We start from the raw sequence: 14,588 nt of genomic DNA on the forward strand, positions 1-14,588 counted from the left end.
AGATATGATGGCGTTGTATTAGCTGATCCCGTAGTGCATAACCAGAACTTGCAAGTCTGAGCCACCCGGGGCCCCGCTGTACGACACACTGGGGTTCACGAGGTGTGAATCCCAAAGTTTCAAATCCTGAGGGAGAGCTTTAATGGCTCAGGGAACCGTCAAGTGGTTCAACGCTGAAAAGGGCTTCGGCTTCATCGCACCGGACGGCGGTGCGCCGGACGTGTTCGTTCACTTCTCCGAGATCGTCGGCAACGGCTACCGGAGCCTCGAGGACGGCCAGCGGGTCGAGTTCGAGATCACCCAGGGTCAGAAGGGCCCGCAGGCCTCCCAGGTCCGCGCCATCTGATCCAGCAGCCGTCTGAACCACAAACTCAGACCTAGACAGCACTAGCTCCCGTTCCGGCCCCCGTCTCATCCCAGTGACGGGTCCTCCGGAGCAGGAGGTGAGGGCGAGGCCCGCCTTGCGCGGGCCTCGCCTTCGTGCTTCCCGGCGCCGGACACGACCGGGACACGGTTCGGTCAGAGCTGAGGACCCGGCAGAGCCGGGTCCTCAGCCGGTGAAGGGCCTCCGGACTACTTGGCCGGCTCCAGGACGTCCAGGCCGACATGGGGGCGCAGGGCCGCCGGGACCACGACCGAGCCGTCGGCCTGCTGGTGGTTCTCCAGGATGGCGACGATCCACCGGGTGGTGGCCAGGGTGCCGTTCAGCGTGGCGGCGTGCTGCGGCCTGCCGCCGGAGTCGCGGAAGCGCACCCCCAGGCGGCGGGCCTGGAAGTCGGTGCAGTTGGAGGTCGAGGTCAGCTCGCGGTAGCGGCCCTGGGTGGGGATCCACGCCTCGCAGTCGAACTTGCGGGCCGCTGAGGTGCCGAGGTCGCCCGCGGCCGTGTCGATGACGCGGTACGGCACCTCGATCTTGGCGAGCATCTCCTTCTCCCAGGCGAGCAGGCGCAGGTGCTCCTCGCGCGCCTCCTCCGGGCGGCAGTAGGAGAACATCTCGACCTTGTCGAACTGGTGCACGCGGATGATGCCCCGGGTGTCCTTGCCGTACGAGCCGGCCTCGCGGCGGAAGCACGACGACCAGCCGGCGTAGCGCAGCGGCAGCTCGCCCGCGTCGAGGATCTCGTCGGCGTGGTAGGCCGCCAGCGGCACCTCCGACGTGCCGACCAGGTAGAGGTCGTCGTCGGGCAGGCGGTAGATCTCCTTGTCGTGGGCCACGTGGAAGCCGGTGCCCTGCATCGCCTCGGGCTTCACCAGGACGGGCGTGATCATCGGGACGAACCCCGCCTCGACCGCCTGCTGCATGGCCATGTTGAGCAGCCCCAGCTGGAGGCGGGCGCCCACGCCCTTGAGGAAGAAGAACCGCGAGCCCGAGACCTTGGCCCCGCGCTCCATGTCGATGGCGCCGAGCAGCTCGCCCAGCTCCAGGTGGTCCTTGGGCTCGAAGTCGAACGTGCGCCGCTCGCCGATCTCCTCCAGCACGACGTAGTCGTCCTCGCCGCCGTGCGGGGCGTCCTCGTCGACGATGTTCGGCACCGTCTGCAGGACCGCGTCGAGCTCGCCGGCCAGCTTCTCGGCCTCGGCCTCCAGGGACTTGACCTGCGCGGCGAGGTCCTTGGCGCGGCCCAGCAGCTCCGCCTTCTCCTCGCCGGAGGCCTTGGACACCAGCTTGCCCAGGTTCTTCTGCTCGGCGCGCAGCGACTCGAACGACGCCAGCGCGGAGCGGCGGCGGCCGTCGAGGTCGAGCAGCGTGTCGACGACGGAGTCGTCCTCGCCGCGGGCACGCTGCGACGCCCGCAGCCGGTCGGGATCCTCACGAAGGGTACGCAGGTCAATCACAGACCCAGGCTACAGATCCGGGGTTCCGGCCCGCACACGGATAAGGGGTGTCCCGCGGATCTTTCAGAACCGTGAGGACGCCGGGAGCGCGGGCCCGCTAGACCTGCCCGCTCCTGATCCTGGACAGCCAGCCCGCCGCCTCGTCGAAGTCGGTGTCGGCCGTACCGCGCCTGATCTGCGGCGCGAGGCCGTCGGCGCGCGGGTAGCTGCCGAGGAAGCGCACGCCCGCGCAGATCCGGCGGAGGCCGGAGACCGCCTCGCCGACCCGGGCGTCGGCGATGTGGCCCTCGAAGTCGAAGTGGAAGAAGTAGCGTCCGATGCCGTCGCCGGTGGGCCGCGACTCGATCCGGGTCAGGTTGACCCCGCGCACGGAGAACTCCGTCAGCATCTCCAGCAGCGCGCCCGGATGGTCGTCGGACAGGAAGGCCACCAGGGAGGTGCGGTCGGAGCCGGTGGGCGCGGGCGGCGGGGTGGGCCGGGCGACCCGGATGAAACGGGTCACGGTGTCGGAGCGGTCGCCGATCCGCCCGGCGAGCTCGACCAGGCCGTAGTGCTCCCCGGCGATGCGCGCGGCGATGGCCGCGTCGTACGGCGAGCCGGGCAGCGCGACCTCCTGGGCCGCGCCGGCGGTGGAGGAGGCGGAGACGACCACCGCGTCGGGCAGTTCGCGGGCGATGTAGCCGCGGCACTGGGTCAGGGCCGCGGGATGGGAGATGATCCGCTTGATGTCGCCGATCTCCTTGCCGGGCCTGGCCAGCAGGGAGAACTCGACGGGCAGCAGCAGCTCGGCGGTGATGAGCAGCGGATCGCCCCAGGCGAGCTCGTCCAGGGTGGTCGCGATGCCGCCCTCCAGGGAGTTCTCCAGCGGGACGACGGCGCCGTCGGCCTCGCCCCGCCGGGCGGCGTCGAGCGCCGCGCTGACGTTCGCGCTCGGCAGGCGCTCGGCGTCCGGCGCCAGGATCCGCAGGGCCTCCTCGGTGAAGGTGCCCTCGGGCCCCAGGTAGGCGAGTTTCAGCATGCCCCCAGGCTATCCGGCGGTCGTCCGGAACCGCGTGGATAATTCCACATCCGATGTCCGGAAAGGGAGGGAATCCGCACGCCGACCCGGCAGCCAGGAGCCGAGCAGCCAGACCAGGCCCAGCGCGCCGAGCCCGAACGCGTTCTGCACGAGCTTGCCCAGCACCGGGCTGAGCACCGGGATCTCCGCCGCCTTCAGCGCCACCCCCCACCAGGGGATCGGCACCACGTAGAAGAGCCAGACCCCGGCCGCCGCCCGGACCCGGACCGGGTCCCGGCCGTCGCCGGCGAGCGCGCCGAGCACCACGACGACCCAGGCGAGGTGGTGGATCCAGGCGACCGGGGAGAGCAGCACGGCCATCAGGCCGGTCAGGGCGACGGCGCTCATCGCGTCGCCGTCCAGCAGCGCCGCGCGCGCCCGGCGGAAGCCGTACCAGCCGACCAGCGCCACGAGCGCCAGCCAGAGCAGGCTCGTCGGCGTGTCGGGCAGGTAGAGCCGGATGAGCATGCCGCGCATCGACTGGTTGGTGGTCGCCGCGTTGGCGCCGAGCCGCTCGGGGTCGAGCAGCGCGCGGAACCAGAAGTCGGCGGCGTCGGCCGGGATCACCGCGAACGGCAGCAGGGTCAGCAGCCCGGCGGTGAACGCGGCCATGAAGAGGGCCCGGCGCTGCTCGGGACGGGCGCCGGGGCCGAATCCGGTGACCAGCAGGTAGATCAGGAAGACGCCGGGGGTGAGCTTGACCGCGGTGGCCAGGCCGATGAGCAGGCCGCGCGGCCAGACCGGCCGCCGCGCCGCGCAGTCGGCCAGGCAGAGCGCGACCAGCAGGATGTCCACCTGGCCGAACCGGACCTGGTCCCTGATCGGCATCAGGTAGGTGCAGGCGACCGTCAGGAACGCGAACGCCAGCGGCGTCCAGAGCGACCGCGGCGGTGTCAGGCGGGCGCCGGGGACGGGCCGGGCGCGGTCCAGGCGCTCCCACACGGCGCGGAAGCCGTACCAGACGGTGACCATGAGGGTGGCGAAGATCCCGGCCGTCCAGACCCACTGCGCCGCCGTCCACGACATCGCCGCCAGCGGCGTGGCCAGCAGCGCCGCGATCGGCGGGTAGGTGAACGGGAGCAGCTGCGGCGCGGGCGTGGCGAAGTCGTAGACCGGCCGCCCGGCCAGCACCATCTCCCCGCCGGTACGGTAAACGTCCAGATCGACCAGGCGCTGGTCGTCGACGTTTCCCAGCCAGTGGAGCACCAGCGGGGCCACCGCCAGCGCGATGAGCGCCGGCACCGGCAGCCACGCCCGGATCGGCCGCCTGGTCTCGGTCGCCTCGTCGGTCCTCACGACCAGGCAGGCTACCGTGGCGCGGGAACCGGCCGCCGACGGAGAAGGAACGAGGGGGAGACCGGATGGGTCCAGCACGGGGACGCCGCGCACCGCACCGGACCGCGCGGTCGCGGAGATCGCTCCTCGCCTTCCTGCTCCTCGCCTCGGTCCTCACGGTCCTGCCGGGAGCGGGTACGGCCGGGGCGGCCTCGGGGGACGGGCCGGCCGGAGTCGTGGTCGTCGGGGTGCCGGGGCTGCTCTGGGGCGATCTGGACCCGGTGCGGACGCCGAACCTGTGGCGGCTGACCGGCTCCGGCGGGGCGGCCTCGCTGTCCACCCGGGCCGACCCGCCCAGGGGGCGGGGCTTCATCTGCCCGGTGGAGGGCTGGCTGACGGCCTCGGCGGGGCAGCGGGCGGGCACGTCCGCCCCGGGCTGCTCCCCGCCTCCGGTCCCGCAGGTCTCCGGTGCGGGCGCGAGCGCGCCGGGCTGGGCCGAGCTGGTGGCCTTCAACGCCGGAACCTCCTACAAGCCGGTGCTCGGACAGCTCGGGCAGCTCGTCGCCGACGCCGGGGGGAAGGTGGCGGCGGTCGGGCCGGGGGCCGTCCTCGGCGCCGCCGACAAGTCCGGAAAAGTAGCCAAATATGCGGAGACCGTGGAGCAGCTGGGTGAGCTGACCCCGTACCGGCTCGTCGTCGTCGAGGCCGGAGACCTCACCCGCGCCTGGCTGAAGGACGGCGACGGCGCCGGTCGCGACGTGCCCGCCGCGCCGGCGGACGAGGTCCGGCACGCGGCCGTGGCCGGGATCGACCGGCAGGTCGGGACCGTCCTCGACCGCCTCCCGCCGGACTCCACACTCCTGCTCGGCGGCCTGTCCGACGCCTCCGACGTGGCCCACCTGCACGTGGCGATCGCCTCCGGCCCGTCGCCGGACGGCTCGCCGTACCCCCGCGGCTACCTCACCGCCGCCTCCACCCGCCAGAACGGCCTGGTCACCACCACCGACCTGACCGCCACCGCGATCGCCCTGCTGGGCCTGGAGGCGCCGAAGACGGTCGTCGGCCGCCCCTGGACCGGCGAGGACCCTGCCCCGGGCGCCGGCGGAGACGGAGACGGACCGGAGGACGCCACCGAGGCCGTCGTGGCGGACCTGACCCGCGAGAACCTGGCCAGCCGGGTGGTGAACCGGGTCCGCGGACCGTTCTTCGGCGGCTTCGTGGCCGTGCAGATCCTCTTCTACCTGCTGGCCGCCGCGGCGATCCGCCGGGGCTGGGGCGGCGTGCGGGCGCTGAGGGCGGTCCAGGCCGTCGCGGCGGTCAGCGGGTCGATCGCGGTCGCCACGTTCCTCGCCCAGCTGGTGCCCTGGTGGGCGTTCCCGGTCCCGATGGCCGGGGTCGTGCTGACCATCCTCGGCATCGCCTGCGCCGTCGCCGCGCTCGCGTTCGCCGGACCCTGGCGGTCGCACGTGCTGGGCCCGCCCTCCGTGGTCGCCGGGATCACCTCGCTCACCCTGCTGGCCGACGTGATGACCGGTTCGACGCTCCAGGTCAACGCCGTCACCGGGTACGAACCGGTCGCCGGCGGGCGCTTCTACGGGTTCGGCAACATCGCCTTCGCCGTCTACTCCGCCGGGACGATCCTGGCCCTGGCCGGGGTCGCCCAGTGGCTGACGTCCCGGGGACGCCGCGGGCTCGCCCTGGCGGTCTGCGCACTGTACGGCGGGCTGGCGGTCTTCGCGGACGGCTGGCCGGGCTGGGGGGCCGACTTCGGCGGGGTCCCGGCGTTCCTGACCGGGCTGGCGGTCTTCCTGATCCTGCTCTCGGGCCGCCGGGTCTCGGCGCTCCGGCTCGGACTGGTCGGCCTGGCCGGGATCGGCCTGATCACCGCGATCGCCGTCGCCGACCGGCTCCGCCCCGCCGGGCAGCGCACCCACCTCGGCGCGTTCGTCCAGCAGGTGCTGGACGGCGAGGCCGGGACGGTGATCGCCCGCAAGTTCACCGCGATGGTCGGGATCACGGTCGGCAACTGGTCGCTGACCCTGCTCACCCTGGTCGCGCTGGCCTTCCTCTTCCTGGTGCTGGACCGCCCCTCCCGCTGGGGCGCGCCCGCGCTGGGACGGGCCTACGCCCTCGCCCCGGCGCTGCGGGCCGGGCTGATCGGCGCGCTGACGTGCGCGCTCCTCGGGTTCCTGATGAACGACTCCGGCATCGCCATCCCGGCCATGGCCCTCACCGTCGCCGTGCCGCTCACGCTGGCCGCCTGCGTGCGCGCGCTCCGGCTCTCACCGCCCACCACGCCAGAGCGGCCGTCAGCGCCAGCAGCGACCACGGCACCGCCTGCTGCCTGACGACGGTCTTCAGCCAGAGCAGGTCGTCGGGGCGGAGCGCCTCCCGGGCCGGGAGGTAGCCGAGCGAGAGGATCGTCGTCCTGGCCACCACGAACCCCTCCAGGACCGGCCAGGCGGGCGCCGCGGCCAGCAGCGCGAAGGCCAGGCCGTCGTACCAGGGCAGCGCGTACGGCGCGGCGAACAGCCAGGCGACGACGACCACCGCGGACACCAGCGGGGCCGGGACCTCCGGTGAGCCCGGCCACGGGGCGGCCCGGACCACCGGCCAGGCACGGAACACCAGCCAGGCCAGGACCGCCAGCAGCAGCACGGATCCGGCCTGGATCCAGACCGCGTACGCGCCCGGCCCGAACAGCGACTGGAGAGTGAACTTCACCGGCTGCCACGGGGTGGCGAGGGAGACCTTCCGGCCGGCCGCGCTCACCTGGTCGAGTACGTGCGGCCCGGCGATCCCGTAGACCGCCGCCACCGTGGCCGTCGCCGTACCGGCGACCAGCGCGAGCCTGCCGGGTCGGCGGCGCAGCTCCCAGGCGGGCCCGAGCGCGACCAGGCCGGCGTTGAGCTTGACCCCGATCCCCAGTCCCAGCAGCAGCCCCGACGCCGTGCCCCCGGCCGTGCCCCCGGTCGCGCCGCGCGCGGACGAGAAGGCGCACAGGGCGGCGACCATGCAGGCCACCGCCATGGTGTCGACGTGCATCCCGGCGGACAGGTGGTAGATCACCAGCGGGTTGGCCGTCCAGAGCAGCGCCGCCCGCCGCTGGAGGTCCGCGTCGGCGGCGGTCAGGCGGTGCAGCAGCAACCCGGTCCCGGCGAAGGCCGCGGCGTTGAACAGCGCCATGCCGAAGACGGTCAGCCGGACCGAATCGCCTCCGGCCAGGCTCGCCAGCGCCTGCACGGCCGTCGCGACCGGACCGTAGACGCTCGTCACCCCGGTCCACTCCTCGACGGCCCCGGCCACCGGGTCTCCGGGGAGCGCGGCGGGCGCGACCGCGTACGGATCGTGGCCCAGGGCGGCCAGCCGCCCGTAGGCGGCGTAGTTGAGGTGGTCGGCCGAGCCCGACGGCGGCAGGAGGGCCAGCAGGGCGGCCACGGCGGACCCGGCCCCGAGCAGCAGCCGCGGATCCGGCCGCCACCGCGACCGCAGGGCCGCCGCCAGACCCGACCCGCCCAGCGCGATCGCCACCGCGGCCAGGGCGATCACCAGGTGGCCGTCCGGCCCGGCGCCCAGGGAGTACGGCGGCTGCCAGGAGGGGCCGGGCAGGTCCGGCACCATGGCCGAGGGCCCCAGCAGGCCGATCAGGACGGTCGACGCGGCCGAGAGCCCGATCGCCACCGCGGCGAACACGCCCAGAGCGTCACGCGGGCCGCGCCGCACGGGTCCGCCGGCCACCGCCGTGTCCTGAGTCACCCGCAAATTCCAGCACACCCGGCGCAGTGCCCGCGGCCGTCCCCGCCGCCGGGACTCAGACGTGCAGCGCCCGCGGCCGTCCGCCGCCGGGACTCAGACGTGCAGCGCCCTGCGGGCCAGGAGGGCGCGGGCGACGTCGCGGAACTGCCGGGTCCGGTGGAGCTGGGCCCGCCAGTCGGTGCCGGTGGCCCGGTGGGACATCTCCACCTCGACCTCGCGGACCCGGAAGCCCCGGCGGAGCAGGTCGATCGTGAGCCCCGTCTCCACGCCGAAGCCGTGCGCCAGCGGCCGGGCGGCGTCGAAGGCGGCCCGGGTCAGGCAGCGCTGGCCGTTGAGCGGCTGGGCGGGCGTCCAGCCGGTGGCGCGCTCGATGCCCTCACGCGCCAGCCGGACCACGAACCCGTGGCCCCCCAGCTTGACCCGGGTGACGAAGACGGCGATGGTCATGTCCGCCTCACCCGCCGCGACCGGCTCGATCAGGGGCGCGGCCGTGTGCGCGGTCTCGCCCAGGTCGGCGTCCAGGAACAGCAGGTGCCGCGGCGGCCCGCCCCGCTCCTCGTCGAACAGGCGCACGACCTCCGCACCGCTCTCCATCGCGGCGGCCTTGCCCCGGTTTCGGCTGTGCCGTACGACGCGGGCCCCGGCGGCCCTGGCCACCCTGCCGGTCGGATCGGCCGAGCCGTCGTCCACCACGACGACGAGGTCCACCCCGGGCAGCGCTCGGGCGGCGGCCACGGTGGCACCGATCCGGTCGGCCTCGTCCTTCGCCGGAATGATCACTGCTGTGCCGGTCATGCCGCTCTCTTCCGAAGGTCGCCTCGTCCGCCGGACGGCTCGTCCGGAGGCCGCCGCGTGCGCGCCGCCCTCCGACCCGGGCCCGTGGGGCGGCTCACGCCTTGGGCTCGGCCGCCAGCAGGCCCTCGGGCACCGCCTCGTGGACGGTGAACACCGAGTCGAGACCGGTGACCTGAAGAATCTTACGGACGGCGGGGCGGGGCCCGGCCATCTCCAGGGCCCCTCCCTGCTCGCGCAACCGTTTGAAGGCGGACAGCAGGACGTTCATGCCGGTGGAGTCGCAGAACTCCACGCCGGACATGTCGACGACCATGAAGGTCGCGGTGCTCTCGTCCAGCAGCCGATCGAGCTCGGACTGCAGGCGAGGCGCGGTATATAGGTCGATTTCTCCAACAATGGTCACGATTGTGTGGCCACCATGAGATCGAGTTGAGACTTTTAGCTCCACAGCGGGCACACTAGCGGCGACAGGGCCCCGGGTCACGTTCTACGGCCCAAGGGGGTGTCCTGGTCGAGGTTTTGCCTGTCGGGACTACCGGTCCCGGCTCTTTGTCGTCCGTTCTCCCCTCATGCGAACCCCCGGTGCGCGAAACTTGACGCTGTGCAACACCGGCTCAGCCGGAAAGGGGGGAGGCCCGGAACCTCCCGACCGTCGCTGCACCGAGTCGACGACGGACGACGAGTAGAAACGGGCCCAGTGTCTTCGATGAACAACGATCTTCCTGAGGACCCCCAGCGCCAACTGCTCCGCACGCGCCTGGAGTCCATCATCACGCGCGCCACCAGGTCCACCTCCTGGCAGGACGCCACCCACTCCCTCCGCGGCCTGGTGAACCGCGAGGGCTTCGTCCCCATCCGGACCCGCCTGACGAGCGACGACCTCGACTTCCTGGAGGGAGCCCGCCAGGAACTGCTCGACTTCGCCGAACTCGGGATCCGGCTCCTCGATCTGCACCAGCCCCGGGACGCGGGCGGCATCACCAGTGACGCGGCGAACCCGATCCTGCGCTGCCGGAGCTGCATGTGGCGCTGGCCGTGCCCGACCTTCCGGGCGATGTCGGAGAGCTTCGGCGCGCTCCGGGACCCCTTCTCCCGCGTGCCCGCCGACCCCGCCCCCGGCGGCGGTCCCGTCTCCGACGACGTCCAGGTGACCCTCATGGTCCCGGCCCAGCCGGAGGGCCAGGCCGCCGCCCTGACCGGGGCGCCCCGGAGGGTCGTCGGAGACCTGCCGGTCTGACCGGGCCGGCCTCACGACGACAGGGGGAGACGGATCTCGAAGCGGCAGCCGGGTCCGGTGTTGACGACGCCGATGGCGCCCTCGTGGGCCTCCACGATGCCTCGGGCGATCGCCAGGCCGAGCCCGGCTCCCGCGCCGTCCCCGCGCGGGCTCCGGGCCGCCTCCCCCCGGAAGGCCACGTCGAACACCCGGGGCAGGTCCTGCTCCGGGATCCCGCCGCAGCAGTCGGCCACCGACAGGCGGGCGAGCCCGCCCTCCGCCGTCGCGCGGACCGAGACCGTGCCGTCGGCCGGGGTGTGCCGGATCGCGTTGACCACCAGGTTGCGCAGGGCCCGGGAGAGCTCCCCCGCGTCCGCCTGGACGGGCACCGCCGGGTCGACGGCGCCCGTCAGCCGCACCCCTTTGGCCCGGGCCAGCGGCTCCACCGCCGCCAGCGCGTCGGCGACCAGGTCGCCGAGACCGATCCGGCGACGGGACAGGCGCAGTGCGCCCGCGTGGATCCGGGACAACTCGAACAGGTCGTCGACCATCCCGGAGAGGCGGTCCACCTCCAGCCGGATCTGGGCGTGGTAGCGGTTCACCGTCTCCGGATCGGCGACCACGCCGTCCTCCAGCGCCTCGGCCATGGCGCGCATCCCGGCCAGCGGGGTGCGCAGGTCGTGGCTGACCCAGGCGACGAGCTCGCGGCGGGCACCCTCCAGCGCGCGCTCGCGCTCCCGGCCGGTGCGGATCCGCCGGTAGGCCTCATCGAGTGCGGCGGCGATCGTGCCCAGCTCGACGGGGAGGCCGCGGGGCGGGGTGAACTCCCCCGAGTCGGGCACCTCGTGCACGGCGGCGACGAGCCGGCGGCTGGCTGCCACGACGCGCCGGGCGAGCACCGCCGCCACGCCCAGGCCGGTCAGGCCCCCGATCACGACCACGCTGAGCACGATGTCCCGGGAGTCGCCCTCGATGATCATCCTCATGGTGATCGCCGCGACGCCCGCCACCGTCACCGCGACGGGGACCGCGGCGAGCACCGCGAGCATCGTCCCGATCGACCGCTCCCGGAGCAGGTGCATGGCGCCCAGCCCGGCGAGCGCGACCGGCAGGCCGAGGCCGGCGGTGACCGCGGCGATCTCCACGATCTCGGGGATCACGACGGCTCCGCGGGCTCGTAGCGGTATCCGACGCCCCAGACCGTGACGATGCGGCGGGGTGCGGTCGGGTCCGGTTCGATCTTCTCCCGGAGCCGGCGGACGTGCACGGTCACCGTGGAGGAGTCGCCGAAGGACCAGCCCCAGACCTGGTCGAGCAGGGTGGAGCGGCTGAACGCCTGGCGGGGGTTGCGCATCAGGTGGGCCAGGAGGTCGAACTCGCGGGCGGTCAGCGTGACCTGCTCGCCGTCGAGCCGTACCTCGTGCGCGCCCACGTCGACCAGCAGGCCGCCGTCCCGCAGCACGCCGGTGCCCCCCGGCATCGACGCGCCGCGCGCCCGCCGCAGCACCGACTGGACGCGCAGCGCCAGCTCGCGGGGGCTGAACGGCTTGGTGACGTAGTCGTCGGCGCCCGTCTCCAGGCCCGCGACCCGGTCGATCTCCTCGCCCAGCGCGGTCAGCATGATCACCGGGACCGGCCAGCGCTCCCTGAGCTTCCGGCAGACCGTCAGGCCGTCCAGCCCGGGCAGCATCAGATCGAGCACGAGCAGGTCCGGCGGGTCCGGCAGCGCCCGCCTGAGCGCCTCGGCCCCGTCGCCGACGCACTCGACGCGATGCCCGTCGCGTTCGAGGTAGCGGGCCACGACCTCGGCCACCGTCGGATCGTCCTCGACCACCAGAATCCGCGCGCTCATGGCCTCCACGGTAGGCCCGCGCGGCCTCTCCCAGAGAGAACCGTCACCGGCCCGTAAGACCTCGGCGCACCGCCCGCCGCCGTCGTGCACCCCGCACCGCGCACCCCGCACCGCGCGCCCTCGTCATGCGCCCTCGTCATGCGCCCTCGTCATGCGCCCTCGTTATGCGCATCGTTATACGGCCCGCTCCGCGCCGGGCCGATCTCCGGCGTACGGTGGACCCATGGGTCGTATCGTGATGGCAGTCCTGGGCGTCCTCCTCGCGCTCTACGTGGTGTTCGGGCTCGTGCTGCCCGCCGTGTTCGGGCTCTTCAAGCTCCTGCTGGTGCTGGGCTTCGTGGCCTTCGTGGTGGTCGCCCTGGTCACGGTCGTCGCCAAGTTCAAGTGACCCCAGCGGCCCTGGCGACCCTCCGGTGAACCCCCTGCTCGTCCTCCAGACGCTGTTCGTCTGGCTGCCCGACGGCGGCGCCCTGACGGTGACCGCCGTGGCCGGGCTGGGCGTGCTCCTCCTCGTATGGGCGCTGCGCACGGCGCCCACCGCCGCCGCGTCCCGGCCGGGCCTGCGTCCGCCGGGACGGGGCCGCGCCGCGTCACCGGTCTTCGTACGGCAGTGCGATCCCGGCGCGCCCGGGCGCTCCCGTCCCCGAGCGCCTTCCGCGGGCCCGGCGCCCGCGTGACCCTCTGAGAGGCCGCCTTCCCCGAGCGGGGAGGGCGGGTCGCGGGTGCCTTCTGCGTCGGTTCCACTCCGTTCAGAAGGGCTCCCCGTGTTCGATTCCGTCCTCGGCCTCACCGCCGACCTCATCGCCGCGCTCGCCGGTCCGCTGGGCTCCGCCGCGCCGGCGATCGTCCTGTTCACCGTCGCGGTCCGGCTCCTGCTCCTCCCGCTCAGCGTCATGCAGGCCCGGGGGGAGCGGGTGCGCAGGCGGCTCGCCCCCCGGGTCAGGAAGCTCAAGGACCGGCACGGCCGCGACCCCGAGCGGCTCCGGCGGGAGCTGGCCGCCCTCTACGCCGGGGAGAACGCCTCGCCCGTGGCGGGGTGCCTGCCGGGCCTGGCCCAGCTCCCGTTCTTCACGGTCATGTACCAGGTCTTCGTCTCGTCGACCATCGCCGGGCAGGCGAACGTGCTGCTCACCCACGGCCTGTTCGGTGTGCCGCTGGGACAGCAGTTCGCGGGCACGGTGGCCGGGTTCGGGCTGATCAGCGGGCCGTCCCTGGTGTTCGCCGGGCTCTTCCTGCTGCTGCTGGCCGTGGCGGCGATCACTTCGCGGCGGATCCGGCGCACGATGGCCGAGGGGGACCAGGAGGTCCAGCCGGAGGTCCTGCGCAGGCTGATGCCGCTGCTCCCGTTCGGAACGCTGCTGGCCGCGGCCGTGCTGCCGCTCGCGGCGGGGATCTACCTGCTCGTCACGACGGCCTGGACGGCGGGGGAGCGGGCGGTCCTGCACCGTTCCACCCTCTCCCCCGCCTGATCAGATGCACTCCCGGAGAGCGGGGGAGGGAACGGCGACCTGACCGTTGCCCATCGTGTGGGCGGTCGCGACGGCCGCCCACACGGTGGTGACGTCCCCCTCGTGTCTGACCCCCCAGTTCTCGGCCAGATATTCGACGATGCCGAGCCCCCGGCCCCCCAGCGAGGAGAGGGCGGCCCTCCCCGCGCGGGGCTCGGTGGCCGAACCTCCGTCACTCACAGCTACCTCGACATATCCGTCAGTGCACTGCCATGCCACTTTGATCTGCCCGGACGGCAGGGGGTGCGCATGCCGGAGCGCGTTACTCAGCAGCTCGCTCACCACCAGCACGGCGTCATCTATCACGGTCGCGTAGACGCCCCATTCCTGCAGGTCAGAGCTGAGGTACTGACGTGCGACGGCGACGCTGGACGGTGCATACGGCAACAAGACGACGCTCGACGGACCCACCTCCCCCTATCCCTGTTCCCCCTGAGGAGCACACCCCAGTACGACCGAAATGCCCCGTTAGATAGTCATAGAAACCGCAGACCGGTTACAGCTTGTACACGCTCGACAATAGATCGGCGCTTCCATTGCCGCCCCGTTACCGCCCCGGCGTGTCCCCGCCGGTGACCGGAGCCCGTCGTGCCGGAGCCCGTCGCACCGGAGCCGGCCCGTCGCGTCGGATCCGGCCCGGTGAGCCGTCCGATACGCTGCCGTCACCACGCGCCTGGACGGGAAGGGGGGGACATGTCATCCGGGTCATCCGGTGATCTCGACGCGCTGCTGCGGGTGACCTCGCCCACGTACGTCGGGGATCGGCATCCCGACGTCGCGTTCGGCGTCCACGACGGCCCGGTGGGGCGGCTGATCCTGGCCGTGTCCGGCCGGGGGGTGGCGGCCTGCAGCTACGAGGACGAGAACGTCGTCTTCGAGCGCGTCGCCCGGGAGGTCAGCTCGTTCATCGGGCCCGACCCCCGGCGGCTCGACCCCGTCCGCCGGGAACTGGACGCCTACTTCTCCGGGCGGCTGCGCGCCTTCACCACCACGGTCGACCTCCGGCTCGCCACGCCGTTCGCCAGGACCGTGCTGCAGATGATGCTCGCCGTGCCGTACGGGGCGACGACCACGTACCGGGAGATCGCCGAGCGGATCGGCCGGCCGAGGGCGCTGCGCGCGGTCGGCAACGCGCTCGGCGCCAACCCGGTGTGCGTGATCGTGCCCTGCCACCGGGTCGTCGAGAGCGCGGACGCGCTCGGCGGCTACGCCGGCGGCACGACCGCCAAGGAGCGGCTGCTCCGCGTCGAGGGGCGCAACCGCCCCCCGGTAGCCCCCCGGTAGCCCTCCGGG

16 protein-coding genes are annotated in these 14,588 nt (G+C 73.4%); 7 read left to right on the forward strand and 9 right to left on the reverse strand.

Features of this window, described 5'->3' with window-relative positions; translation table 11 throughout:
* Positions 1 to 142 precede the first annotated feature (142 nt).
* Positions 143 to 346 carry a cold-shock protein gene (locus HS045_RS08480; RefSeq protein ID WP_043619750.1) on the forward strand — a complete coding sequence of 68 codons (204 nt, stop codon included), beginning with the start codon at positions 143 to 145 and terminating at the stop codon, positions 344 to 346.
* A 227-nt stretch (positions 347 to 573) separates the two neighbouring features.
* Here the strand turns inward: HS045_RS08480 and serS are convergent, their stop codons facing one another.
* From serS to HS045_RS08495, 3 genes are all read right to left on the reverse strand, one after another.
* Positions 574 to 1,836 carry a serine--tRNA ligase gene (serS, locus tag HS045_RS08485; RefSeq protein WP_196450562.1) on the reverse strand — a complete coding sequence of 421 codons (1,263 nt, stop codon included), beginning with the start codon at positions 1,834 to 1,836 and terminating at the stop codon, positions 574 to 576.
* A 97-nt stretch (positions 1,837 to 1,933) separates the two neighbouring features.
* A complete protein-coding gene (gene pheA, locus HS045_RS08490) occupies positions 1,934 to 2,854 on the reverse strand; it encodes a prephenate dehydratase (protein WP_196450563.1) in 921 nt (306 codons plus the stop codon).
* A gap of 9 nt (positions 2,855 to 2,863) precedes the next feature.
* Positions 2,864 to 4,189 carry a glycosyltransferase 87 family protein gene (locus HS045_RS08495; protein WP_196450564.1) on the reverse strand — a complete coding sequence of 442 codons (1,326 nt, stop codon included), beginning with the start codon at positions 4,187 to 4,189 and terminating at the stop codon, positions 2,864 to 2,866.
* A gap of 65 nt (positions 4,190 to 4,254) precedes the next feature.
* Between HS045_RS08495 and HS045_RS08500 the strand changes: the two genes are divergently transcribed.
* Positions 4,255 to 6,516, forward strand: a complete 2,262-nt coding sequence (locus tag HS045_RS08500; RefSeq protein ID WP_230883482.1) for a hypothetical protein — start codon at positions 4,255 to 4,257, stop codon at positions 6,514 to 6,516.
* Here the strand turns inward: HS045_RS08500 and HS045_RS08505 are convergent.
* From HS045_RS08505 to HS045_RS08515, 3 genes are all read right to left on the reverse strand, one after another.
* A complete protein-coding gene (locus HS045_RS08505) occupies positions 6,416 to 7,924 on the reverse strand; it encodes a hypothetical protein (protein ID WP_307827425.1) in 1,509 nt (502 codons plus the stop codon). The two genes, HS045_RS08500 and HS045_RS08505, sit on opposite strands and share 101 nt — an antisense overlap.
* A gap of 93 nt (positions 7,925 to 8,017) precedes the next feature.
* Entirely contained in the window at positions 8,018 to 8,719 is a 702-nt protein-coding gene (locus tag HS045_RS08510; RefSeq protein WP_196450565.1) for a glycosyltransferase, read from the reverse strand.
* A gap of 94 nt (positions 8,720 to 8,813) precedes the next feature.
* The gene (locus HS045_RS08515; RefSeq protein WP_196450566.1) at positions 8,814 to 9,167 is read right to left on the reverse strand and encodes an STAS domain-containing protein; all 354 of its coding nucleotides are present in this window, start codon (positions 9,165 to 9,167) and stop codon (positions 8,814 to 8,816) included.
* A 258-nt stretch (positions 9,168 to 9,425) separates the two neighbouring features.
* Between HS045_RS08515 and HS045_RS08520 the strand changes: the two genes are divergently transcribed.
* Positions 9,426 to 9,956 (forward strand): hypothetical protein, encoded by a 531-nt coding sequence (locus HS045_RS08520; protein ID WP_230883483.1) that lies wholly within the window; start codon positions 9,426 to 9,428, stop codon positions 9,954 to 9,956.
* Between the two features lie 11 nt (positions 9,957 to 9,967).
* Here the strand turns inward: HS045_RS08520 and HS045_RS08525 are convergent, their stop codons facing one another.
* The gene (locus HS045_RS08525) at positions 9,968 to 11,095 is read right to left on the reverse strand and encodes a sensor histidine kinase KdpD (RefSeq protein WP_196450567.1); all 1,128 of its coding nucleotides are present in this window, start codon (positions 11,093 to 11,095) and stop codon (positions 9,968 to 9,970) included.
* Entirely contained in the window at positions 11,092 to 11,787 is a 696-nt protein-coding gene (locus HS045_RS08530) for a response regulator transcription factor (RefSeq protein ID WP_196450568.1), read from the reverse strand. Before HS045_RS08530 ends, HS045_RS08525 begins: the two co-directional genes overlap by 4 nt.
* A 223-nt stretch (positions 11,788 to 12,010) precedes the next feature.
* Here HS045_RS08530 and HS045_RS08535 point away from each other — a divergent pair, with 223 nt between their 5' ends.
* The 3 genes from HS045_RS08535 to HS045_RS08545 all read left to right on the forward strand — a co-directional run bounded on the left by HS045_RS08535 (position 12,011) and on the right by HS045_RS08545 (position 13,256).
* On the forward strand, positions 12,011 to 12,175 hold the full coding sequence (locus HS045_RS08535; RefSeq protein WP_196451172.1) for a hypothetical protein: 165 nt from the start codon (positions 12,011 to 12,013) through the stop codon (positions 12,173 to 12,175).
* A gap of 25 nt (positions 12,176 to 12,200) precedes the next feature.
* Positions 12,201 to 12,464 (forward strand): DUF6412 domain-containing protein, encoded by a 264-nt coding sequence (locus HS045_RS08540; RefSeq protein WP_196450569.1) that lies wholly within the window; start codon positions 12,201 to 12,203, stop codon positions 12,462 to 12,464.
* 87 nt (positions 12,465 to 12,551) lie between these two features.
* Complete coding sequence (locus HS045_RS08545; protein ID WP_307827426.1) at positions 12,552 to 13,256, forward strand: membrane protein insertase YidC; 705 nt, start codon at positions 12,552 to 12,554, stop codon at positions 13,254 to 13,256.
* Here HS045_RS08545 and HS045_RS08550 read toward each other — a convergent pair whose 3' ends face one another.
* Positions 13,257 to 13,706, reverse strand: coding sequence for an ATP-binding protein (locus HS045_RS08550; protein WP_196450571.1), 450 nt, complete (start codon positions 13,704 to 13,706; stop codon positions 13,257 to 13,259).
* 282 nt (positions 13,707 to 13,988) lie between these two features.
* Between HS045_RS08550 and HS045_RS08555 the strand changes: the two genes are divergently transcribed.
* On the forward strand, positions 13,989 to 14,579 hold the full coding sequence (locus HS045_RS08555) for a methylated-DNA--[protein]-cysteine S-methyltransferase (RefSeq protein ID WP_196450572.1): 591 nt from the start codon (positions 13,989 to 13,991) through the stop codon (positions 14,577 to 14,579).
* Positions 14,580 to 14,588: the final 9 nt, after the last annotated feature.

Origin of the sequence: Planomonospora sp. ID82291, assembly GCF_015711645.1 — a bacterium.
Taxonomy (GTDB): domain Bacteria; phylum Actinomycetota; class Actinomycetes; order Streptosporangiales; family Streptosporangiaceae; genus Planomonospora.

Bases quoted from the DNA above. Each gene is read 5' to 3' on its own strand.
- HS045_RS08480 (WP_043619750.1), top strand. From the start codon at position 143: ATGGCTCAGGGAACCGTCAAGTGGTTCAACGCTGAAAAGGGCTTCGGC.
- HS045_RS08500 (WP_230883482.1), top strand. From the start codon at position 4,255: ATGGGTCCAGCACGGGGACGCCGCGCACCGCACCGGACCGCGCGGTCG.
- HS045_RS08535 (WP_196451172.1), top strand. From the start codon at position 12,011: ATGGGTCGTATCGTGATGGCAGTCCTGGGCGTCCTCCTCGCGCTCTAC.
- HS045_RS08520 (WP_230883483.1), top strand. From the start codon at position 9,426: ATGAACAACGATCTTCCTGAGGACCCCCAGCGCCAACTGCTCCGCACG.
- HS045_RS08555 (WP_196450572.1), top strand. From the start codon at position 13,989: ATGTCATCCGGGTCATCCGGTGATCTCGACGCGCTGCTGCGGGTGACC.
- HS045_RS08510 (WP_196450565.1), bottom strand. From the start codon at position 8,719: ATGACCGGCACAGCAGTGATCATTCCGGCGAAGGACGAGGCCGACCGG.
- HS045_RS08530 (WP_196450568.1), bottom strand. From the start codon at position 11,787: ATGAGCGCGCGGATTCTGGTGGTCGAGGACGATCCGACGGTGGCCGAG.
- pheA (WP_196450563.1), bottom strand. From the start codon at position 2,854: ATGCTGAAACTCGCCTACCTGGGGCCCGAGGGCACCTTCACCGAGGAG.